At 46.8% G+C, this 21,626-nt stretch carries 22 protein-coding genes; 7 read left to right on the forward strand and 15 right to left on the reverse strand.

All coding sequences use genetic code 11. The features are described from left to right. Nucleotides 1-20 precede the first annotated feature (20 nt). Nucleotides 21-965 (reverse strand): YybS family protein, encoded by a 945-nt coding sequence (locus tag EWH91_RS03170; RefSeq protein ID WP_129928561.1) that lies wholly within the window; start codon nt 963-965, stop codon nt 21-23. Between the two features lie 453 nt (nt 966-1,418). Here EWH91_RS03170 and EWH91_RS03175 point away from each other — a divergent pair, with 453 nt between their 5' ends. The 4 genes from EWH91_RS03175 (at nt 1,419) to EWH91_RS03190 (ending at nt 5,434) form a co-directional block, all read left to right on the forward strand. After that, a complete protein-coding gene (locus EWH91_RS03175; protein WP_129928562.1) occupies nt 1,419-2,351 on the forward strand; it encodes a cation diffusion facilitator family transporter in 933 nt (310 codons plus the stop codon). A 72-nt stretch (nt 2,352-2,423) separates the two neighbouring features. Next, on the forward strand, nt 2,424-2,885 hold the full coding sequence (locus EWH91_RS03180) for a chemotaxis protein CheW (RefSeq protein ID WP_129928563.1): 462 nt from the start codon (nt 2,424-2,426) through the stop codon (nt 2,883-2,885). A 1,245-nt stretch (nt 2,886-4,130) separates the two neighbouring features. Beyond that, nucleotides 4,131-4,778 carry an HD domain-containing protein gene (locus EWH91_RS03185; protein WP_129928564.1) on the forward strand — a complete coding sequence of 216 codons (648 nt, stop codon included), beginning with the start codon at nt 4,131-4,133 and terminating at the stop codon, nt 4,776-4,778. 83 nt (nt 4,779-4,861) lie between these two features. Beyond that, on the forward strand, nt 4,862-5,434 hold the full coding sequence (locus tag EWH91_RS03190) for a DUF420 domain-containing protein (RefSeq protein ID WP_129928565.1): 573 nt from the start codon (nt 4,862-4,864) through the stop codon (nt 5,432-5,434). Nucleotides 5,435-5,541: 107 nt separating this feature from the next. Here the strand turns inward: EWH91_RS03190 and rpsR are convergent, their stop codons facing one another. From rpsR to EWH91_RS03210, 4 genes are all read right to left on the reverse strand, one after another. Then, a complete protein-coding gene (rpsR, locus tag EWH91_RS03195) occupies nt 5,542-5,772 on the reverse strand; it encodes a 30S ribosomal protein S18 (protein WP_129928566.1) in 231 nt (76 codons plus the stop codon). A gap of 36 nt (nt 5,773-5,808) precedes the next feature. Further along, nucleotides 5,809-6,330: a single-stranded DNA-binding protein gene (gene ssb, locus EWH91_RS03200; protein ID WP_129928567.1), complete on the reverse strand. Its 522-nt coding sequence runs from the start codon at nt 6,328-6,330 to the stop codon at nt 5,809-5,811. Between the two features lie 22 nt (nt 6,331-6,352). Continuing rightward, nucleotides 6,353-6,658, reverse strand: coding sequence for a 30S ribosomal protein S6 (gene rpsF / locus EWH91_RS03205; protein WP_129928568.1), 306 nt, complete (start codon nt 6,656-6,658; stop codon nt 6,353-6,355). 277 nt (nt 6,659-6,935) lie between these two features. Next, nucleotides 6,936-7,880 carry a LysR family transcriptional regulator gene (locus EWH91_RS03210; RefSeq protein ID WP_129928569.1) on the reverse strand — a complete coding sequence of 315 codons (945 nt, stop codon included), beginning with the start codon at nt 7,878-7,880 and terminating at the stop codon, nt 6,936-6,938. A 147-nt stretch (nt 7,881-8,027) separates the two neighbouring features. Between EWH91_RS03210 and EWH91_RS03215 the strand changes: the two genes are divergently transcribed. Beyond that, complete coding sequence (locus tag EWH91_RS03215; RefSeq protein ID WP_165364221.1) at nt 8,028-9,284, forward strand: APC family permease; 1,257 nt, start codon at nt 8,028-8,030, stop codon at nt 9,282-9,284. Nucleotides 9,285-9,566: 282 nt separating this feature from the next. On the opposite strand, the gene EWH91_RS03220 is transcribed toward EWH91_RS03215, so the two are convergent. Then, nucleotides 9,567-10,169, reverse strand: a complete 603-nt coding sequence (locus EWH91_RS03220) for a CadD family cadmium resistance transporter (protein ID WP_129928571.1) — start codon at nt 10,167-10,169, stop codon at nt 9,567-9,569. A 305-nt stretch (nt 10,170-10,474) separates the two neighbouring features. Between EWH91_RS03220 and EWH91_RS14415 the strand changes: the two genes are divergently transcribed. Then, nucleotides 10,475-10,618, forward strand: a complete 144-nt coding sequence (locus EWH91_RS14415; RefSeq protein ID WP_165364222.1) for a hypothetical protein — start codon at nt 10,475-10,477, stop codon at nt 10,616-10,618. A gap of 212 nt (nt 10,619-10,830) precedes the next feature. On the opposite strand, the gene ychF is transcribed toward EWH91_RS14415, so the two are convergent. The 3 genes from ychF to EWH91_RS03235 form a co-directional block, all read right to left on the reverse strand. After that, nucleotides 10,831-11,931 carry a redox-regulated ATPase YchF gene (gene ychF / locus EWH91_RS03225; RefSeq protein WP_129928572.1) on the reverse strand — a complete coding sequence of 367 codons (1,101 nt, stop codon included), beginning with the start codon at nt 11,929-11,931 and terminating at the stop codon, nt 10,831-10,833. Nucleotides 11,932-12,061: 130 nt separating this feature from the next. Further along, complete coding sequence (locus EWH91_RS03230) at nt 12,062-12,286, reverse strand: DUF951 domain-containing protein (protein WP_129928573.1); 225 nt, start codon at nt 12,284-12,286, stop codon at nt 12,062-12,064. 37 nt (nt 12,287-12,323) lie between these two features. After that, entirely contained in the window at nt 12,324-13,706 is a 1,383-nt protein-coding gene (locus EWH91_RS03235; RefSeq protein ID WP_129928574.1) for a glycine--tRNA ligase, read from the reverse strand. A 389-nt stretch (nt 13,707-14,095) separates the two neighbouring features. Between EWH91_RS03235 and yyaC the strand changes: the two genes are divergently transcribed. Then, the gene (yyaC, locus tag EWH91_RS03240) at nt 14,096-14,722 is read left to right on the forward strand and encodes a spore protease YyaC (protein ID WP_129928575.1); all 627 of its coding nucleotides are present in this window, start codon (nt 14,096-14,098) and stop codon (nt 14,720-14,722) included. On the opposite strand, the gene EWH91_RS03245 is transcribed toward yyaC, so the two are convergent. From EWH91_RS03245 to mnmE, 6 genes are all read right to left on the reverse strand, one after another. Continuing rightward, a complete protein-coding gene (locus tag EWH91_RS03245) occupies nt 14,717-15,577 on the reverse strand; it encodes a ParB/RepB/Spo0J family partition protein (RefSeq protein ID WP_129928576.1) in 861 nt (286 codons plus the stop codon). The two genes, yyaC and EWH91_RS03245, sit on opposite strands and share 6 nt — an antisense overlap. Then, nucleotides 15,570-16,331 (reverse strand): ParA family protein, encoded by a 762-nt coding sequence (locus EWH91_RS03250; RefSeq protein WP_129928577.1) that lies wholly within the window; start codon nt 16,329-16,331, stop codon nt 15,570-15,572. Before EWH91_RS03250 ends, EWH91_RS03245 begins: the two co-directional genes overlap by 8 nt. 173 nt (nt 16,332-16,504) lie before the next feature. Beyond that, the gene (gene noc, locus EWH91_RS03255; RefSeq protein WP_129928578.1) at nt 16,505-17,368 is read right to left on the reverse strand and encodes a nucleoid occlusion protein; all 864 of its coding nucleotides are present in this window, start codon (nt 17,366-17,368) and stop codon (nt 16,505-16,507) included. Nucleotides 17,369-17,463: 95 nt separating this feature from the next. After that, on the reverse strand, nt 17,464-18,171 hold the full coding sequence (rsmG, locus tag EWH91_RS03260) for a 16S rRNA (guanine(527)-N(7))-methyltransferase RsmG (RefSeq protein ID WP_129928579.1): 708 nt from the start codon (nt 18,169-18,171) through the stop codon (nt 17,464-17,466). A gap of 18 nt (nt 18,172-18,189) precedes the next feature. Continuing rightward, nucleotides 18,190-20,082 (reverse strand): tRNA uridine-5-carboxymethylaminomethyl(34) synthesis enzyme MnmG, encoded by a 1,893-nt coding sequence (mnmG, locus tag EWH91_RS03265; RefSeq protein ID WP_129928580.1) that lies wholly within the window; start codon nt 20,080-20,082, stop codon nt 18,190-18,192. 53 nt (nt 20,083-20,135) lie between these two features. Next, entirely contained in the window at nt 20,136-21,515 is a 1,380-nt protein-coding gene (mnmE, locus tag EWH91_RS03270) for a tRNA uridine-5-carboxymethylaminomethyl(34) synthesis GTPase MnmE (RefSeq protein ID WP_129928581.1), read from the reverse strand. Nucleotides 21,516-21,626: the final 111 nt, after the last annotated feature.

Below are 21,626 nucleotides of genomic sequence, written 5' to 3' on the forward strand. Positions count from 1 at the left end.
CATGATTCATTTTCCTTACTTTACTGTTTCCCGCGGATACGTTTGCGCAGGTTGAAACCAAGGTCAATTATACCCAATATCCACACCAATTGCAGCAGTGGAAAACTGAAAATCAGAACAACGACTGTTATGAGGATGGGTACGGCAATGGGCACTTTTTTCACGTACATAAAATAAAAAATAAAACTCAGCCCCTGGATAGCAAGTAAAATCTGGAACACAAACTCTATATTAATCAGGGCCGTATAGAATGATGTTCCAGACTCAGCCGGCACGAATAACTGGATAACCAGGACGAACAGATAAAGCCAGATCAGACTCCTCGGAACCTGCCATGTCCGAAAAGGGATCCATCCGGGGACATCCACCTTCAGCAACCTGAGAAGGGGAAGGGCGATCAGCTCAACAATAAGCGAGTAAAAAACGCCGATCATGACGAGCAATGAGGGCGCCAGATAACCCAGATAATCCAGCTGGTTTCTGTAAAATTCAAGCAGTTTCCCTTTATCCTGATTCAGAAGGGAGCCGAACTGATTCAGTGAAAGTTCAATAGACTGCGACGCAATGTCTTTAAATGCCGTAATGGGATTGAATTTCATGACAAGTACGGAAAAGGCCAGATACAAAATCAGAACGGCAATACTGGCAAGACTTCCTCCCAGAAGGACGGCAAATGCGGGCTTCTTACGATGAATAATCTCTCCCATGACACACCCAATGATCATGAAAAAGTTTGGAATGACAGCTCCCGGTCCAGGCAGAATAATAAGCAGGACCGCCGCTGCAGCAATGAACCCGGCCAATCCATATGGCCAGCTAAATTTTGCTGTGAGATACATGAGTGGAACCGGTATCAGCCAGATTGTCAGCAAAGAGACAGCTGGCACATATACCGTTACAATCAGTAACAGACTCAGAAACAAGAGTGTCAAAAGCCCATGAAACAGGGCGTTTTTATTCTTCATTATCAGGCACCTCTGTACAGGAACGGACGTACAACATAACCATTTTACTGGCAGTCTGCTACGGGATCTAAACGAGCCATTTCCTGGAATGATCAGGCAGATTAACGGATACTGCCCATAAGTTTCATTATAATATAAAAACAGGACCGATTGGAAGCCTTACGAAGAGGGCGATTCCTCTGCCTTGTCTTTTCTCTGTATCATGTGTATAATAGTCTCGATAATATAATTAAGAAAGCGTTTTACATGAAGCCCGTCGCCGGTATGAAATACTGAAGCGGGTGTTTTTACGTTCCGACCGTTTGTCGGCAATTCTGGAGAGCTGATGCCGTATGTATGCGGATATGAATAAATATAAACAAAATATATCTTTTAAAAGACAATTCGAAATCGGATTGTCTTTTATGATGAATAATTTGCCTCAGGCAAACTTTGTGAGCGGGGTGAATAATCATGCCCTATGAAGGTCCAAAAGCCCTGTTCGCCGCATGGGTCAGCCTGATCAGCAACTTTTTTCTGACTGTGATCAAGATTGTCTTCGGTATCTTTTTCCACAGTACCGCACTCGTCGCCGACGGTGTTCATAACGGAGGGGATGTGATCGCGTCTGTCGCAACCATTGGATCAATGAAATGGTCGAACCATCCCGCCGACATCGAACATCCTTACGGGCATGGCAAGGCGGAAGATATCTCTTCTGCCTTTGTTGCTCTGATACTCATTGCTGCTGCAGCATTTCTGATCTTTGATGCCGTCAGGGCCCTTTTCGAACCGGCTTCACCCGTCAGCGTGTGGGCGTTTGCTGCAGCTGCTGTCTCTGCTGTCTGGAAGTGGTTCCTGTATATTTATACAAATAAAGCAGCTTTAGCTTATCACAGCAAAAGCCTGCGGGCGACTGCTTCTGATCATCTGGCCGATATCTATGCCTCATCTGCCGCTGCCGTCGGACTGGGTATCGGATGGATCGGTCAGATTCTGGGATTGCCTTATTCACATTATTGCGACCCTGTTGCCGGCATTGTCGTTTCTTTTCTCGTACTGAGAATTGCTGTGATTATGATAAAAAAAACGACCAATGTGCTTATGGACAGCAGTGTCGATGAAAACATACAGGAAAAGTACAAAGCGGTCTTTCTTTCTTTTCCGGAAGTAAAAAAGATCGATATTCTGCGGGCAAGGGAACACGGTAACGTTATCCTGATTGATGCCCAGATCCGTCTGCCCGCCTCCCTGAATATTCAGGAAGGTGACGACATTACAGAGGAGATTCGCAAAAAAATCATGGCGAAATTTCCTGATGTAGAAGAAGTCCTGATCCACATCAATCCCTGGTATGAGGGAAAGAAAATTGTCGAACCCGATTCTGTTCCTGATTTAAAAAAATAATCATTATCCGATGACACACCGATATATTCTACAGGTGATAAAGAATCAAATTATGAACAGAAGGTGCAACTGATGTCATCAGATACAACAACCCACGTCGCCCTTACCTTACTCATCGGCGACATAACAGTCGGACTCCTGATACGTGACGTTCGGGAAATTCTTGAACCCATTCCTGCAATTGATGTTCCGGTCACGCATCCCTGTTTTGCAGGACTGATTCTAAACAGAGGCGAAGTGCTTCCTCTGTTCGATCTTTCCGGACTGTTAGAGGCGGGATATTCCCCTGCACTGAAGCCGGAGGATAAAAAATACATCATCTGCCAGTCTGCTTCCGGGGCCTGTGCCCTTGAAGCAGACGCTGTCCGGGACACGATTTCCTTTTCTTCTGAACAACTATATGCCTGTGATCTGCCCCTCCGATCAAAAAAGGTCCTCCTGAAGGATAAAGAACTACCGCTTTTAGACAGTGGCGCTGTCATGGCGAACATCAGCCGGCTGAATCAATCCGTCAGAAAAAGTGCCGGATATTAAAGAGAACCTGTTGACCGACAAGCTGCAGACGCGGCCAGTGACCCGGCTTTTCTCAACCGTCTATCCGTCATACTTCTTAAGAAATGGAAAGCTGATTGCAATGTGGATTAAAAGGGATGATAAGGAATTCTGAAATTATTTTCTCCCAAAACAGGGGAAATTCTGAAGTCGTATGATCAAAAATCAGGGACGATCGGGGAAATTTATCCCAACATGATGAAAAATACAGGTGGAGGTTTCCTGAGATGTGCTCTTATCGGTTGGGGGATCAGTTAAGCGCATGGTCAGATGAATAGACGGAAAAATTCCACTTACTCGGTAATTAAATTTATGAATAACTAAAATAGGCGGAGAGATTCCGCCTATTGACTAGAGAAACGGGATAAAGGAGCTTTTTGCCTGGCCTAATCGGAAAAGTTCTGCTTATCTCCCCTCCGAAAAGCGTGCCGTTCTGCCCCTAACCGGAAAGTATCCGCTTATTTTACTTTTTGCTCTAAGCACAAAACATCCTATTTAAAAGAAAGTGGGATGAAAGCTCTCCAAGACGGGACATAGCCTATGGCTACTTTCGAAGGGTTCACAATACGCTGAAGAAGATTGGCCCGGCCAAACGGTAAGGACTCACCTGTAAGGGGCCAGCCTCATGCCTGATTACTCAGGGTATGAGGGGGTCATTTTCCGACAATCGGCGTGTCTTCACGCCTGTTGATCGGGCGAACTATAAGCGGCAACGGCTCTACAATAAACGGACAGCCGTTGAGCGAGTCAGCAGTCGGCTGGGCGCTTCCCCCGGTTTTGAAGTGCACACAATCCGTGGCATGACAAAAATGCATATCCGATGCGGACCGGCTCTCTCGTGATGCTGGCAGGCTCTGGAACGTATCAAAGAAAAACAATCGGAAAAAATGAGAAGCCGGGTTACCGTCTGAAAAGTTATCCACATGTGGATAACCCCATCACCAGCCATTTTAAAAACCAAAATTGTGGATAACAGGAGCCGTCTGCCTTTTTTCAGCTCATTCGGGAATCACTTCAAAAATCATGAGAAAATCTAACAAAATCAGCAGGCAAAGCTTTGACAATGCGAAAAATAACGGATTCCTGTTTGAGATAAAAAAGAAAAAATCAACATCGTAAAAAGTTCGAAACAGAACAAACCCGTTGACTCTTTTCCTGATGAAGTCTATACTGATCAGAATTATTTATTCAGAGTACACAGACATGATATGAAAGGGGGAATTAATGATGGGCATTCATAAATATTTTCAAAGCCTTTCGGACCTGGAAGGTATTTATCGCTGCCCGGGCGTTTTCAAGTATCAGGAGCATTCCGTTGCCAGTCATTCTTTTAAAGTCGCGACAATCGCTCAGTTTCTCGCGACAGTAGAAGATCAAAGCGGTCACACGGTAGACTGGAAAAAAGTCTATGAACGGGCTATTAATCATGATTATTCCGAACTGTTCACAGGGGATATTAAAACCCCGGTCAAATATGCACTCCCTAAATTAAGAGAGCTTTTCTCTCAGGTGGAAGGGTCCATGACACAGGAATTTCTGGATCATCAGTTTCCTCCTGAATTCAGGAAAGTCTATGAAAGCCGATTTAAAGAAGGAAAAGACGATTCACTCGAAGGACGCATCCTGTCCGTTGCTGATAAGATCGATCTGCTTTATGAAGCATACGGCGAAATACAGAAGGGAAACCCTGAGCCCCTGTTTTTCCAGATTTATCAGGAAGCTCTGTCCTCGATTATCAAATTCAGAGAAATGCCGTCAGTCTCCTATTTTATCCATGTGATCCTGAAAGAATTGATTGAAGAGGAAACAACCGAGCAGAAACGGATCAAAGAAATTACGACAAATCTGCTTTCTGAAAACAAAGATAACCCCTGAGGCTTCTTCTTGCTTCCATTACGGTTCTCCCCTATCATAGAAAGTGAGATTGAATGTTAATCTGAAAGTTAAGGAGAGTCATAATGGATAAAAGGATACAAAGAGCAGACACTGAACGCATACATGACAAAAAAGGGAAGAATTACGCCCTCCCGATCATCACTTTCGCAATCCTTGCCAATGTCGCCATTTTGCTGTTGTTTTTTGCACCATTTATTGGCTATCAGGGGAAAGTGAACGACGATATTTATATTCTTCCTAAACTTAACGCCGTATTTAACAGTTTTACCTTTATTTTTCTTGTCGCCGCACTTATTGCCATTAAGAAAAAAAGGATTAATCTGCACCGCGGATTTATTCTTGCTGCCTTCACGACAACCTTTCTGTTCCTTTTGTCATATCTTTCCTTTCATTTTATTGCCCCGCCTGCACACTTCGGCGGTACCGGACCGGTTCGCCCGATTTACTTTTTTATTCTGATTACGCACAGTACACTTGCCGCCCTGGTTGTTTTCCTTGCTCCGTTTGCAACGGTCTGGGGCTGGACGATGCAGGTGCGAAAGCATAAACGGATTGTTCGCTGGACCATGCCAATTTGGCTCTATGTCAGCCTGACAGGCGTCGTTGTCTATCTGATGATGGCTCCTTATTATTAAGGAACATTGCTGACCGGCAAACCGCAGACGCCGCCAGAGGATTCGTTTTTCTGATACTTTAAAAAAGCAGCGGCAGCCTTTTTGGCTGCCACTGCTTTTTTATCTGTTTATTCCGCTGTATAGGGAAGCAGGGCCATCTGACGGGCGCGTTTAATCGCTCTGGTCAGCTGACGCTGGTACTTCGCACTGGTTCCTGTTACACGACGGGGCAGGATCTTTCCTCGCTCGGAAATGAACCTTCTCAGCAGATCAACATCTTTATAATCAATATAAGTAATGTGATTTACTGTGAAATAGCATACTTTACGGCGTTTACCGCGAGATCTGCGCATACCCATATCCGTGCACCTCCTCTTTTATTCGTCGGATGCCTGTCAGAACGGCAGATCATCATCCGATATATTGATTGGTTTGCTGTCATTTGCGAAGGGATCGTCAAAAGAAGGGGCATTCTGATCACTGTTGCCATTTTCATTCGGGCGCCTCGCTTGTTGTTTCTGCGAGGCGTAGCCGTTATGATCTCCTGTGGGGGCAGGAGCGGCATTCCCTCCGTTATTAGTACCATTGTGTCTTGCACCCTTGGGTTCAAGAAACTGAACACTGTCGGCAACGACTTCGGTCACATATACTCTCCGGCCTTCATTATTTTCATAATTGCGTGTCTGGATCCGTCCGTCGACACCAGCCAGACTTCCTTTGTTCAGGAAATTCGCCACATTCTCTGCCTGTCTGCGCCAGACAACTACCGGAATAAAATCTGCTTCACGTTCACCCTGCTGATTTGAAAACGGACGGTCCACAGCAAGGGTAAAACTTGTTACAGCCACTCCATTTGGTGTATAACGGAGTTCCGGAGTTTTGGTAAGCCGTCCGACAAGCACGACCCGATTAATCAACAGAATCCCCCCGATTCCTGTTTTATTTTACTTCTTCCGGCTTGCGTTCGTCTTTAATGGTCATAAATCGAATGACATCATCATTGATTTTCACAAGACGATCAAATTCATTAATTGCTTTATTGTCGGCTGTTACAAACAAATCAACATAGACACCGGTATTATAATCATTGATCTCATAGGCCAGTCGGCGTTTGCCCATTTCCTTGACATCATTGATTTCGGCGCCATTATCCGTCAGGATGGAAGCAACCTTTTCCTTAACGGCTTTTTCCTGATCGTCTTCCAGATCCGGACGCAGGATGTACAGTATTTCATATTTGCGCACGATTTTCACCTCCCTTTGGACTAAGCGGCCCCTCAACGGAGCAGAGAGCAAGTTTACTCACTCATAGATTGAAATGATAGCATACTTTATCTATCAATGCAAGAAAAATTGGGCGGTCGATTCTGTCGTGCCGGGTATTCTCATCGTTGTGTTGTTTTGCTGTAAACGGTGCAACCTTTCATATCTCATTTTGTCGTCGTTTTTTACGTGCTTTCTGGTGCTCATGGCAATCATCTCGATGCTTGCCACTATGGATGAGGTATTCGTCCGGAACGAATCAGCCACTGCCTTTACTCAGTGAACCGGTCGGATCGAAATCGGCGACTTCTTCCCGCCACATCTGTGCATTTACACGCAGCATCCGGAGAAACGCCTGCAGGGCAGAGGACAGCCACTTTGATTGATGATAGACGAGCTGGGTCGCCACCGGAACGATATCGTCCTGCCACGGCAGAACGACCAGTCTGTTTTGCCTGATTTCTGATTTCACCGTTACATAGGGCAAGTACGCAATGCCGAGTCCGCACATGACACACTGTTTGATTGCTTCGATATTCCAGAATTCCAGATCGGTCCTGACAGGCGCTCCGCACCGGTTCATGTAACTTTCAAACAACTCCCGATAGCGGCAACCCGGCTCCGTTGAAAGAATGGGCTCTTCCTGGAGATCGGCGGGCCGGAGCCGCGCCGATTTCGTTAACGGATGCTGTGGCGGGGCAATCAGCACCATCGGTTCGCGAACGAGCACTTCCGTGTGAAGATCGGGAAACGTTGCTTCTTCCTGCAGGAGAAAGGCAACATCCAGTTCACCATTTTTTGCTTCCTCTCTCAGTTGCTGGCACATCCCCGGCTTCAAAATGATTTTCACATGGGGATAGCGCCTGCGGTACGCGTCAATCACTGCGGGCAGTCGATAAGCAGCGAGTGATTCCGGGGCTCCGATCACGATCTTTCCGGACGGAATGCCGCTTTCTTTTGTCTGTGCCAGAGCCGAATCGTGCAGCGCAACGATTTGGCGGGCATAAGGGAGCAGCCGCTTTCCTGCCTCAGTCAGTGTAATTTTTTTACCGAGCCGGTTAAACAAAGGTATCCCGATCTCCGCTTCCAGCCCCTGTATTTGTGCCGTTATGCTTGACTGTGCGTAGCCAAGGCTGTCGGCAGCCCGGCTGAATCCCCTGACGTCGGTCACCGTGATAAACGTCTGCAGCTGGCGTATCTCCACGTGATGAGTCCTCCTTCCGCTTGTTTCATCGAAATTATCGATCGTTTTATTCGAAATTATCCGTTTTACCGATTGAAAACCCACTGTTACACTTACTATATTGCGAAAGATGAAAAGGTTCAAGAAAAAACAGGGGGGATGAAAGACATGCGGAAGAAAAAAATCGGCCCGATCCTGCTGAGCGGACTGATCATCGGTCCGATTCTCGGATCCGGCATCATCATTCTTCCACCGCTGATCTTCCGAACGATCGGAGATTACGCGCTCGTAGCCTGGCTTCTGACGATGATCGTCAGTTTTGTGTTTGCTGCCGTGTTTGGCAGATTGTACATTCGGTTTCCAGGTGATTCAGGGGCGGCGCAAGCCGTCGAACAGGCGCTCGGCAAACCGTTTCGAAATCTCGGTGCCATGTTTCTGATCATCGCGGTATGTCTTGGGCCGATTGCCGTGCTGAGCACCGCTTCGGATTATCTCAGCCTGTGGACCGGAAAAGACAGTCCCTTTATCTTATTAGCGTTGCTGATGCTTGTCTATGCGGGCGTTTCGATGAGCATCACGTCGCTGGGCAGGCTTTCGCTGATCCTGTCCAGTTCGATTACCGTACTCCTCGTCAGCGGTGCCCTCCATTCCCTGCTGTTCGCCCGCGGACGCATCGACTTTTCGACGCCGTTCCAGCTGCCGGCTTTTGGCTACAGCCTGCTGCTCCTGTTCTGGTGCCTTGTCGGATGGGAGGTTATCGGCAACTACACCGGAGAAGTCAGACAGCCGAAAAAAACGATTCACCGGGCAATTATATTTAGCTGTCTTGTTATCGCCGTTGTCTCGCTGACCGTCGCGGCGGCTGTGCAGTGGGTGGATCCGGAAAAGCTTCATGTTCCCGTCAGCGGAAAACTGGATCTCATTCTTAGCTCTCTTTTCGGCTCCCGGGCAAAACCGTTGATCGCCCTGATCACGGCCGCGTTATGTTTGAGCACCGTTATAATGGTCATCGGCGGCGTCTCCCGGCTTATCGCTGCTCAAGCCGACAAAGGTATCTTTCCGGCGCCTCTTGCTTATCGGAATAAAAAAGGTGTACCCGTTGCCGCGCTCAGCGTTATGTTCTCCGTCCACCTGACAGTTTTTCTGCTGGCCGAGTTGCGGCTGATCACCCTCGTTCAGATCATCGCCATCGCCAACACATTTTTTCTCGGCAATGCTTTTCTCGGCCTTGTGGCAGCTTTTCGCCTTCTGGAGGAAAAATGGATACGATGGAGCTCTGTTTTTCTTGGTATCGGCCTTCTGTCACTGCTGATCTTCACAGCTAAATGGGTGCTCGTCGCAATCGTCGGAATGACCGTCTGGACATGGCTTCGCACAGTACATGCCAGGCATCCTGCCTCTTCCATCCGGAAAAAAGAACATTAAAAGAAAGGACGGGGTCGTAGCGCTGGCGTAAGCAGAACGACGGATGCCAGCAATCGCTCTATTGTATGAAAATAAGCAGTTAAAAATCAGCCGCCGATAAACATCGGATCGCAACCGGCAATGTCTTTTCTTTTTCGGTTTGTCCCCGACCTTGCAACGACAGATCGATGCTTATTTTCGCCGCGCTTCATCGAGTATCCGCTTTCTTAAACTGGTAAAAACGGGCACGGATGGAAACAGCAGCGGATCTGTTATTGGTCTGCTAAAAAAGTTGACCCGATGTCAGAGAACGAGCGTCCCGTTTTCGAACAGAATCATGAACCCGAGTGCGACGAAAACGACCGGAACGATGAACTTTTCATATTTTTCAACGGTTTCTGAAACGCCTCTGATCGCGGTCAGGCTGCGGCTGAAGGCAAGCAGAACTGCCGCCATCAGATAATAGATCACAATAGTAAGAACGAGATCAAACAAATTTAAAGTGGTAAATAGCGGAATATATACCCCGAGATTATCGCCGCCCGCTGCCAGTGAGATGGCGGTAACACTCAGAGCCAGTTTGCTGAATCTATGGCTTGATTCAATGATTTCCTCTTCTTCGCCTTCGTCGTCTTCCCCGCCGCCGAACCAGACTTTCAGCCCCAGATACATCGGCACGAAGCCGAGCAGGCCGACCCATCGCTGCGGCACATAAGCGAGGCCGAATGCCGCCAGCACGCTGACCACAAGTAAAACAGTAATTCCTGCATATTGTCCGAGCGCGATGTCTCTTGTCGCGCCTTTTTTCTTCTTAAATTCCGAAAAAAGGACGACTAATATAATCACGTAATCGATGCTTGTCGCGATAAAAGAAAAAACGGCCGACAGAATCGTGGACATCACCATGCCTCAGCTCCTCCCAGATTGATTGTGAAAAGCACAGTGGAAAAGGTTTCCGTATCACAGAATTCAGTCATGCAGACTACGTTGATTGTTTGTTATGCCTCCCTTGCAATCGGAACCGGATCAGGCGGCTTACATAAAGGCGCAAGGCCCGACGGACACACAACCATAAAGCGCGCTGGGGAACTGAATGCCCGCCGCCTGTTTTTTGAGACGCATTTCCGGAAAACATGAGATATTTTTCAACGGCTGAATCATCCGAAAGTCCATCGGATAAGACGCACTTTCTTCATTCAGCATTTTCACAGATGCCTGACGGACGTTCTGTCGTCGTCGGTCAGCCGATAGCGGCAGCAGATCCTGTTTTCGTTGTTACCTTTTTGCTCGAGAAGGAAGGCATGTGTCAGGGTTTTCTCGGAATCTCGCATCAGACAGAAGATGAAACTTTCTGAAAATGTACACCCGCCAGATGGCCGGCGCACTGCGCTTACCCCTCCTGAGTCAGCACTTCACGTCAGCCAAACAGGTGCTCTCAGTACCGCGTCAGGTACGTTCAGAGTTTCTCCACCTGTTTGATCCGCTCATCCTCATCCAGCTGGCTTTCATACGTATCCAGTAAGGCCACGGTCTTTCTGATCCTTTTCCCGAATCGCCACGCGCTACTTCAGACATTAAATCTGAAGTTGACGATATCGCCGTCCTGCATCACATAATCCTTGCCTTCCAGGCGCAGGTGTCCCTGTTCTCTTGCTGCCGTTTCCGATCCGGCTGAAATCAGATCATCATATGAAACGATCTCCGCGCGGATAAATCCCCGTTCAAAGTCCGAATGAATGATTCCTGCGGCCTGTGGCGCTTTTGTTCCCCTTCTGAACGTCCAGGCACGTACTTCCTTTTCGCCCGCTGTAAAGTAAGTCGCCAGCCCCAGCAGCTGATAAGATTTCGCAATCAGTCGGTCAAGGCCGGAAGTTTTAAGCCCCAGATCCTGAAGAAAAGCCTGTTTTTCATCGGGATCCAGCTCGGCGATTTCCGATTCAATACGGGCTGAAATAGCAATGACTTCAGCACCGTCTTTTTCTGCATAATCTTTGACTGCCCGGACATGAGGATTCTCATCTGGTTTGGCCACATCGTCTTCTGAGATATTTGCGACATACAGAACAGGTTTTCTGGTCAGCAGGTTAAACGGCTTAATAGCTGCTTCCTCTTCATCCGTTAAATCAACATGACGGGCCGGCTTCCCTGCATCAAAAGCCGCTTTCAGCTTATTCAAAGCGGATAATTCAATGATCGCCTGTTTCTCTTTCTGATTGGCAAGTTTCTGGACCCGGTCCAGACGCTTAGTAATCTGTTCCAGATCCGCCAGAATTAATTCGAGATTGATTGTTTCTATATCATCAATCGGATCGATCTTGCCGGTTACATGTGTAATATTTTTATCATCAAAGCAGCGAACAACGTGAGAGATGGCATCAACCTGACGGATATTCGCCAGAAACTGATTGCCGAGTCCTTCACCTTTGCTTGCACCCTTCACCAGCCCTGCAATATCAGTAAACTCAAATGTTGTTGGAACTGTACGTTTCGGATGATACATTTCCGTAAGCTGATCCAGCCGGTTATCCGGTACACTCACAATCCCGACATTCGGTTCAATGGTACAAAATGGATAATTCGCCATCTCCGCACCCGCCTGTGTAATGGCATTAAACAGTGTTGATTTGCCAACATTCGGCAGGCCGACGATTCCTGTTGTCAAACTCATGAATAGTCACTCCCCGGATCACAAGATCCCTGTTTCATTAATCACGTTCGTCTGTTTCTGACCATTGCACGGTCCTCATCAGGTACAGACCCTGTCTGAAAGTCCAGCCGGTTCCCCATAAAAATGAGGATTAATCTGCATTTTTCTGATTTTCATCGGCTCCGTGTTCCAAAACTTTTTTAATCTTTTTCTGAAACTCTGCTCTGGGCATCATCACACTGTGCCCGCACCCCAGGCATTTAATGCGTATATCTGCACCCATGCGGATGACTTTCCATCGGTTCTCTCCGCAAGGGTGTACCTTCTTCATTTCAACTATATCATTCAGATCGAACGCTATCCTCGGTTTGGCCATAAATTCATTCCTCCTCGGATACAGGATTTCTCCTGTTTCAGAATGCTGTTTTCTCACTGATAAATGAGGCGACATCTTCTATTGGCAGACGCACCTGTTCCATTGTGTCACGATCACGTATCGTCACTTTACCGTCCTCCTGTGAATCAAAGTCATAGGTGACGCAGAACGGTGTTCCGATCTCATCCTGCCGGCGATACCTTTTACCGATCGAACCTGTCTCATCGTAATCAACCATGAAGTCCTTCGCCAGCTGCTGATAAATGGCCCGGGTTTTTTCACCCAGCTTCTTCGAGAGAGGAAGAACCGCTGCTTTATAAGGGGCCAGTGCCGGATGAAAATGGAGAACGGTCCGGCTCTCCTTATCATTAATTTCCTGCTCCTCATAGGCCTCAGTAAGGAAAGCCAGCGTCACACGGTCAGCACCAAGTGAAGGCTCAATGACATAAGGAATGTATCTTTCATTATTATTCTGGTCAATGTAATGAAGATCTTCTCCGGAAACATCCATATGCCGGCGCAGGTCATAATCCGTGCGTGAGGACAGACTCGACAGTTCTCCCCAACCGAACGGAAAGAGATATTCAATGTCAGTCGTTGCATTACTGTAATGCGGCAGTTCCTCTTTTTCATGATCACGCAGCCTGAGGTGATCCGGTGAAACATTCAGTGATTTCACCCATTCATAGCCAAACGTACGCCAATATTGAAACCATTTTTTATCATCACCCGGTTTGCAGAAAAATTCCAGTTCCATCTGTTCAAACTCACGCGTTCTGAACGTAAAGTTACCCGGTGTGATTTCATTTCTGAACGCCTTGCCGACCTGTCCGATCCCAAACGGTATCTTTTTCCTCATGGTTCGCTGGACGTTTTTAAAATTCACAAAGATACCCTGAGCCGTTTCCGGACGAAGAAAAATTTCATCTTTTTGTGTTTCGGTTACCCCCTGAAAGGTCTTAAACATCAGATTAAATTGCCGGATTTGTGTAAAATCATGTTCTCCGCATTCCGGACACTTGATGCTGTGTTCTTCAATCAATCGTTCCATGGTTGAAAAATCCAGTCCGTCAACCGGTCCGGGCAGCTTATCGGCTGGAATATATTCTTCAATCAGTTTATCCGCACGGAAGCGGGATTTGCAATTCTTACAGTCAATCATTGGATCATTAAAGTTTTTGACATGTCCTGAGGCTTCCCACGTTTTCGGATTCATCAGGATGGCGGCATCCAATCCAACATTGTACGGTGATTCCTGTACAAATTTTTTCCACCAGGCCTTTTTTACATTATTTTTCAGCTCCACACCAATCGGCCCGTAGTCCCAGGTGTTTGCCAGGCCCCCGTAAATTTCAGATCCTGGGAAAATGATGCCTCGCTGTTTCGCCAGCTTAACGACTTGCTCCATTGATTCTGCCATCTATTTTGCTCCTTTTCATCAAATATAAATAAGCTCTCATCCAAAGGCCAGTCTGACCCAGGGACGAGAGCTTTTATCTGCTCACGCGGTTCCACCCTAATTGATGCTATGAAAGCACCCACTCTAAAAGAGAAGCGAGACTCAGGAACGCCTTCTCCGGTGCTCTCCAGCCAGGTTCTCACCCTTCCTGGTTCTCTGTATGGATGCTTCTTCCGGATACTCTTTTCCTTCATTGTCTGATATAGATTCAGGGATTTCACCTGATTGTTTTCGATTTATAGTATAGCCTATTTTCTAAAAAAATGATACCCGCTGAATTTTTTCATTGATCATGTATAAGCTTTAAAAATCTGCCGTATACTTTACTACACCAATAAGGAGCGAAAACTATGAATCTGAGAACAAACAGCGCATTCATGAAAAACCGGCAGGAAGCTTTTTGTTATATCCATCCCGATGCCCATGTTTCTCTTGTCTCCGCCATAAACAGGCATCTGCCAAAAGAAGCGGACGCTTATTCTATTGTCATTGTCTGCATCGGGACGGACCGTTCAACAGGGGATGCTTTGGGACCGCTGGTGGGGATGCATCTCCGGCAATATACTCTGAATAATACACATATATATGGCACTCTCGATCAGCCGGTACACGCCGTCAATCTTCAGAATACCATGGAGGAGGTACAGGCGATGCATGATCATCCGTTTATCATCGCTGTCGATGCCTGCCTTGGCCACCGGCATCATGTAGGAAAAGTCTGTGTTTCTGAAGGACCTGTCAGACCCGGATCAGGAGTAAATAAGAAGCTTCCCCCCGTCGGCGATATGAATATCACCGGCATCGTCAACTTAAGCGGGTATATGGAGTATGCCGTTCTGCAAAACACACGACTCAGCCTCGTCATGAAACTTTCCAGGGCGATTAGTCGCAGTCTATATATTGCTCTCTTTTCCCGGGAAAAACGATCGATATTGACAGGCAGGGCGTTTTCCGATGATTCAGCACATTCCTTATGAGGGATGATTGATCAGTTCCAGCAGGCGGTACAGATCGTCTGCTGAGTAGTAGTCCAGTTCAATCTTTCCTTTTTCCCCTGCTCTTGCCGGTTTTATTTTTACCGAGGTACCCAGTCGTTCACGAATTCCGTCCACCTTTTCTTTCAGTTCCGGAGGCATGGTCCATGTTTTTTTCTTTGATGTTTCACGTGAAACATGATGATTGAGTTTTTGAATCAGTGCTTCAAGCTGACGCACATTTAATTGCTCTTTAAGGACTTTATTGACAACCGGAATCAGTTGCTTTTTATCTTTCAAACCGACAAGTGCCCTGCCATGGCCCATGGAGAGTTTTCCTTCCTCAAGTAATTTCTGAACTTTCCCATCCAGTTGCAGCAGGCGCAGCTGGTTGGCCACATGCGGTCTGCTTTTACCCAACTTTTTTGCCAGTTCTTCCTGTGTCAGCTTCAATCCATCGAGCAGTTTCTTGTACGCTGTTGCTTCTTCAATTGGATTCAGATTTTCCCGCTGCAGATTTTCAATCAGGGCAATCTGCATCATCTCATTATCTGATAGTTCTTTAATGACGACAGGAACTTTCTTGAGGTCTGCACGTTTTGCCGCGCGAAAGCGGCGTTCTCCGGCAACGATGTCATAACCTTTGATACTTTTTCTGACCACAAGCGGCTGAATGATTCCATGCATTCTGATCGACCGGGCGAGCTCATCCAGTCCCGCCTCATCAAATTGTTTTCTTGGCTGGTATGGATTGGGTCTGAGATCTTCCAGGGCAACACTTTCCACTGCATTGTCCAGATCACCTGAAAATGCAGTGGGGAAGAAGGCATCAAGTCCTTTCCCCAAAGCTTTAGTCACCAGTCATCACTTCCTTTGCAAAATCAAGATAAACCTCTGCACCTCTTGAGCGGGAATCATAGATAATGATCGGCTTGCCATGACTGGGCGCTTCACTCAGGCGGACATTACGCGGGATAATTGTGTGAAAGACATGATCCTGAAAGTACTTTTTCACTTCCTGGATCACCTGCAGTCCCAGATTAGTTCTGGCATCCAGCATAGTCAGCAAGACGCCTTCAATGGCCAGATGATGATTCAAATGTTTCTGTACTAACCGTACGGTATTCAGCAGCTGACTCAGTCCTTCCAGCGCATAATATTCGCACTGAACCGGAATGATGACTGCGTCCGAAGCAGTCAGGGCATTAATGGTCAAAAGACCCAGAGAGGGTGGGCAATCTATGATGATGTAATCATATGTATCTTTTACTTTATCCAGCGCCTTTTTTAACCGAACTTCGCGTGAAATGGTCGGAACAAGTTCGATTTCTGCTCCGGCCAGCTGAATGGCTGAAGGAAGTACATCCATATTCTCAATGGCCGATGGCTTCACAACACCCGCCACTTCGGTTTCTTCAACAAGGACATCATAGACACATTCATCCACTTCCCCTTTGTCCACACCCGAACCGCTTGTTGCATTTCCCTGAGGATCAGTATCAACAAGCAGGACCTTACAGCCAAGTGTCGCAAGACAGGCGCTCAAATTAACAGCTGTAGTGGTTTTGCCGACACCGCCTTTTTGATTGGCAATAGCCAGAATTTTACTCACACTTACACCTACTCTCAAATCTCGATTGCTATCTTTTATTTTACCATGAAAAGATCAATCGATGATCATTATTATTGAATCACAAAAATATCCAGCAAAGGGCTCGTCAGAATCTTTGCCGGATCACTCATTGTTCACTATTCAGTTCACAGATTCATCGTTTGATCAGATGTTCATTTATTTTTTGGAATTTTGATTGTAAATTGATAAAAGTCGCCCATATCCTCTTCTTCCGTATTAATTGGCATACCCGAACGGGTCACCATGTGTACGGATTGACGGATTGTATTTACGGCGATTCGGGTATCCCTGCTCAAGGATTGTCGCCTTTGTTTGCGGTTTTTCTTCTCGTTCTTTCCTTTACCTTCTTCAAGAAGCTTTCTTACACGAAATTCTGTCTGTTTGACGTTCAATTGTTTCTCCAGAATATCTTTCAGAAGCTTTTCCTGTTTCTCCGGATCTTTCAGAATAAGTAAAGCACGGGCATGACGTTCTGTAATCTTTTTTTCTAATATAGAGCTTTGAACGGATGAAGGTAATTTAAGCAACCTTAATTTATTGGCAATGGTGGACTGCCCCTTCCCCAGTTGCTGAGCCAGTCCCTCCTGTGTTAACCCGTTGATATCCATTAATCGTGCATAAGCCATTGCTTCTTCTATAGCTGTCAGTTCTTCTCTCTGGAGATTTTCTATTAATGCAATGGAAGCCGTCTGGTCTTCGTCAAGATGCTTAATGATGGCGGGAATCTTTTCCCACCCCAGATAAGAGACCGCACGCCAACGTCTTTCTCCTGCGATAATTTCAAAATGATCCCCTGAAGGGCGCAACACAATGGGTTGTATGACACCATGTTCCCTAATGGTAGCTGCCAATTCCCGCAGTTTTTCTTCATTAAAAATGGAACGCGGCTGATACGGATTTGGAACAATTTTATTTATTTCTATTTCCTGTACGTGGGTCTCATCATTTTCACTGTGAGTGAATGTAGCACTGTCTTCATGATCCTGATTAAAAAGATGAGATAAAGAATGTTTCATTTTGACACCACCCTTTTACGGCCGCCTTTTATCTATTTCGGCTGCACAGCTTTGAATTCCTTCCGGCAATTAACCCCAATGTTTCACGTGAAACATCACAATGGCTTCCTGGAAGGCGTTCCAGGCTTTCTTGGGTATTTTACAGGCGTTGTGCCTGTTTTTTTAATAAAAACAAGGGTCCTCTTACCGGCAAGATCAGGCAGATCCAGAGAAACGGATCGCTGAAGTGTTCCGCCGAGCTCATGGAGAGCATGGTCAGAACTGGAGATCTCCTGACTGGCATTTGCTCCTTTAAGAGCAATGAATGTCCCCCCTGTCCGATTGAGGGGCAGACAATATTCACAGAGTACAGAAAGAGGCGCCACCGCCCGGGCAGTCACAATATCAAAAGACTCACGAATACCCCTCCTGTGTGCAAACATTTCTGCACGGTCATGGTAGAGCCGGACATCATTCAGATTCAGTGTCCCTGTCAGTGATTCAATGAAAGACAGCCTTTTTTTCAGGGCATCAACCAGGGTCAGTTTAAGCCCGGGGTACATGATTTTCAAAGGAATCCCGGGAAAACCCGCCCCCGAACCGACATCACAGAGTGTCATGCCGCTACTGAAGGGAAAATAAAAGGCCGGTGTCAGTGAATCATAAAAATGTTTCACCGTGACCTCTTTTTCTTCGGTAATTGCTGTAAGATTCACTTTCTGATTCCATTTTACAAGTTTCTGGAAATACAGGTCAAATTGTTTTTTCTGAACTTCAGAAAGCTGCAATCCCTGATTTGACAGTATTGATTCGAGATATTTCATTTGTTCCTCCAAGAGCTGTCAGCCGGTTGTTTTCGCCAGTCTGCCCTGTTCCAGATAAACCAGCAGAATGGCAATATCGCTCGGATTCACGCCGGAAACCCGTGAAGCCTGACCTACCGATATCGGACGGACTTTGCTTAATTTCTGTCTGGCCTCCGTAGCCAGCCCGTCAATTACCTCATAGTCGAGATCCTGAGGGATCTTTTTCTGTTCCATGCGTTTCATTTTTTCTACCTGCTGCAGTTGTTTATTAATATAGCCCTCATATTTTATCTGAATCTCGACCTGCTCACCAACTTCTTCGGGAATCTGGTTCCCGTCATCCGGCAGCAGAGTGACCAGATCATGGTAATCGAGTTCCGGTCTCTTTAACAGTCGGTCAGCTCTGATGGGTTCCCGAATTGCTGTTGCACCTTTTTTCGCAAGCAACGCATTCACTGCTTCAGAAGGTTTGACAGTCAAAGAAGCAAGGCGTTTTCTTTCGTGTTCAATCATCTGTTTCTTTCTCAAAAATCTCTGATACCGTTCTTCAGGGATTAAACCAATTTGATGACCGAGCTCCGTCAGACGCAGATCTGCATTATCATGACGGAGAAGCAGGCGATATTCTGCACGTGAAGTCAGTAAACGATAAGGTTCCTTTGTCCCTTTGGTGACCAAATCATCAATTAGCACACCGATGTAAGCCTGCGAACGGTCAAGAATAATCGGATCCAGACCAGATGCTTTACGTGCTGCATTAATGCCGCCCATCAGCCCCTGCCCGGCTGCTTCTTCATATCCGGATGTCCCGTTAATCTGACCAGCCGTAAAAAGTCCTGAGATTTTTTTTGTCTCAAGCGACGGCCACAGTTGCGTCGGAACAAGAGCATCGTATTCGATAGCATACCCCGGACGCATCATTTCCGCGTGTTCCAGCCCGGATATGGACTCCAGCATCTTTCGCTGAATCTCCTCCGGCAGGCTCGTCGACAGACCATCAACGTATACTTCTCTTGTTTCCCGTCCTTCGGGTTCAAGAAAAAGCTGATGACGGCTTTTATCACTGAAACGGACAATTTTCGTTTCAATTGACGGACAGTATCTTGGTCCGGTACCGACGATGGCACCGGAGTAAATGGGAGAACGGTCCAAATTATCATGGATGATCTGATGAGTCACAGGATTGGTGTACGTCAGCCAGCAGGGAATCTGATCTTTGACAAATTGCTTGGTATCATAGGAAAATGCAAGAGGCCGCTTATCACCGGGCTGAATTTCCGTTTTGGAATAGTCAACAGTCCGTCCATTAACACGCGGCGGAGTGCCTGTTTTAAACCGGACCAGATCGAATCCCAGTTCTCGCAGACAGTCCGACAGCTTGACCGAAGCCTGCATATTATTCGGACCACTCTCATATTCCAGATCACCGATAATAATTTTCCCTTTCAGATAGACGCCTGTTGTCAGAACAACCGTTTTTGCCAGGTACTTTGCTCCGGTCGCGACTACAACTCCCCTGCAGACCCCGTCTTCCACAATCAGTTTTTCTACCATGCCCTGACGCAAGGTCAGATTTTCTGTTTCTTCAATAGTCTGCTTCATGGCACGCTGATAAAGCTGTTTGTCTGCCTGAGCACGCAGCGCCCGGACGGCAGGTCCCTTTCGGGTGTTCAGCATTCTCATCTGAATATACGTTTTATCTATATTGTGAGCCATTTCACCACCAAGTGCATCGACCTCCCTGACCACAACACCCTTGGCCGGGCCGCCGACAGACGGATTGCATGGCATAAAAGCGACGCCTTCCAGACTGATCGTCAGCATCAGTGTCTTCGCACCCATCCTTGCTGCTGCAAGGCCGGCCTCAACACCAGCATGTCCGGCACCAACGACAATCACATCATACGTGCCGGCCTGATATGTTTTCATAACTGTTCCACCCTTTTTGATTGATTTAAAAATATCTATTCAAAGGCGCTTTCTTATTTTCCAAGGCAAAACTTCGAGAATAATTCATGAATCAGACTGTCTGAAACCGTGTCTCCCACAATCTCACCCAGAATTTCCCATGTCCTTTTCACATCAATCTGAGCCATGTCGACAGGAATACCCTTCTCTGAAGCGCGGATCGCGTCAGTGATTGCCGCACGTGCCTTTTTCAGCAAAGCAATATGCCGCGTATTAGAAACGCAGACCTCTTCATTCTGTGAGAGGCCCCGTTCAAAGAACAGCGAAGAGATTTTGTTCTCCAGTTCGGAGAGTTCCTGATCCTGAGAGAGGGATGTCCGGATAATCGGATTTCCCTCTGCCAGCCGATTGACCTCTTCCAGTGAAACACCGCAGGAAAGATCCGTCTTATTCAGTATGATAATCGCCGGTGTTCCCTTAATCAACTGAAATAGTTCTCTGTCCCCCTCTGTCAGGCTCTCGTGATAATTAATCAGGAGCAGAACCAGATCAGCTGAACGAAGGGCCTTCCGCGACCGCTCTACGCCAATCTTTTCCACCACATCCTCAGTCTTACGAATGCCTGCTGTATCAATCAGTTTCAGTGGTATACCGTTGATATTCACATATTCTTCTATAATATCACGTGTCGTTCCCGGTACATTGGTCACAATTGCTTTATTTTCATGCACCAGCTGGTTAAGAAGAGACGACTTACCCACATTCGGCCGACCGATAATTGCTGTAGACAGCCCTTCTCTCAGAATCTTTCCCTGTCTGGCTGTTGCCAGAATGTGATCAATTTCCTTCCTGACTTTCTTTGAGCGGTCATCGAGCATTTGATTGGTTACGATTTCCGCATCATCATATTCCGGATAATCAATATTTACTTCAACCGAAGCCAGAATGTCCAGCAGCTGCTGCCGCAGTTTACGGACCAGTCTGGATAGTTTACCCTCCATCTGATCCATCGCTGTATTCATTGCCCGGTCTGTTTTCGACCGGATCAGATCCATAACCGCTTCAGCCTGAGATAAATCAATGCGCCCGTTCAGAAACGCCCTTTTCGTAAATTCACCGGGTTCTGCCATTCGCACGTCCTGGTCAAGAATCAGTTCCAGAACACGGTTTACACTTGTCATGCCGCCATGACAGTTAATTTCTACAACGTCTTCCCGCGTATAAGTCTTCGGTTTTTTCATGACCGAAACCATTACTTCATCGACGACGCGTTCTGTGTCCGGATCGATTATTTTACCATAATGAATCGTGTGCGAAGGAACTGCTGTCAGTCTCTTTTTTCCTTTATACAGCCGATCTGTCGCCTGAATAGCATCAGGTCCGCTCAATCGGACAATACTGATCGCTCCCTCACCGGCAGGTGTTGAGATGGCCGCAATGGTATCATAATCCAATTTTATCACCCCAATTCTGATAAGTCTCTCTCCCGGATGCAGGTTAGCTGATCCTGTTTCAAGAGACCACACTACGGCTATGCAAACAGAATCTACACGTCTAAGAACACT

This window comes from Sporolactobacillus sp. THM19-2 (genome assembly GCF_004153195.1).
Classification (GTDB): domain Bacteria; phylum Bacillota; class Bacilli; order Bacillales; family Sporolactobacillaceae; genus Sporolactobacillus.

Excerpts from the sequence above, each read along its gene's own strand:
- EWH91_RS03170 (WP_129928561.1), bottom strand. The coding sequence starts at position 965 with ATGAAGAATAAAAACGCCCTGTTTCATGGGCTTTTGACACTCTTGTTT.
- EWH91_RS03175 (WP_129928562.1), top strand. The coding sequence starts at position 1,419 with ATGCCCTATGAAGGTCCAAAAGCCCTGTTCGCCGCATGGGTCAGCCTG.
- EWH91_RS03180 (WP_129928563.1), top strand. The coding sequence starts at position 2,424 with ATGTCATCAGATACAACAACCCACGTCGCCCTTACCTTACTCATCGGC.
- EWH91_RS03185 (WP_129928564.1), top strand. The coding sequence starts at position 4,131 with ATGGGCATTCATAAATATTTTCAAAGCCTTTCGGACCTGGAAGGTATT.
- EWH91_RS03190 (WP_129928565.1), top strand. The coding sequence starts at position 4,862 with ATGGATAAAAGGATACAAAGAGCAGACACTGAACGCATACATGACAAA.
- rpsR (WP_129928566.1), bottom strand. The coding sequence starts at position 5,772 with ATGGGTATGCGCAGATCTCGCGGTAAACGCCGTAAAGTATGCTATTTC.
- EWH91_RS03215 (WP_165364221.1), top strand. The coding sequence starts at position 8,028 with ATGCGGAAGAAAAAAATCGGCCCGATCCTGCTGAGCGGACTGATCATC.
- EWH91_RS03220 (WP_129928571.1), bottom strand. The coding sequence starts at position 10,169 with ATGGTGATGTCCACGATTCTGTCGGCCGTTTTTTCTTTTATCGCGACA.
- EWH91_RS14415 (WP_165364222.1), top strand. The coding sequence starts at position 10,475 with ATGCCTGACGGACGTTCTGTCGTCGTCGGTCAGCCGATAGCGGCAGCA.
- ychF (WP_129928572.1), bottom strand. The coding sequence starts at position 11,931 with ATGAGTTTGACAACAGGAATCGTCGGCCTGCCGAATGTTGGCAAATCA.
- EWH91_RS03230 (WP_129928573.1), bottom strand. The coding sequence starts at position 12,286 with ATGGCCAAACCGAGGATAGCGTTCGATCTGAATGATATAGTTGAAATG.
- EWH91_RS03235 (WP_129928574.1), bottom strand. The coding sequence starts at position 13,706 with ATGGCAGAATCAATGGAGCAAGTCGTTAAGCTGGCGAAACAGCGAGGC.
- yyaC (WP_129928575.1), top strand. The coding sequence starts at position 14,096 with ATGAATCTGAGAACAAACAGCGCATTCATGAAAAACCGGCAGGAAGCT.
- noc (WP_129928578.1), bottom strand. The coding sequence starts at position 17,368 with ATGAAACATTCTTTATCTCATCTTTTTAATCAGGATCATGAAGACAGT.
- rsmG (WP_129928579.1), bottom strand. The coding sequence starts at position 18,171 with ATGAAATATCTCGAATCAATACTGTCAAATCAGGGATTGCAGCTTTCT.
- mnmG (WP_129928580.1), bottom strand. The coding sequence starts at position 20,082 with ATGAAAACATATCAGGCCGGCACGTATGATGTGATTGTCGTTGGTGCC.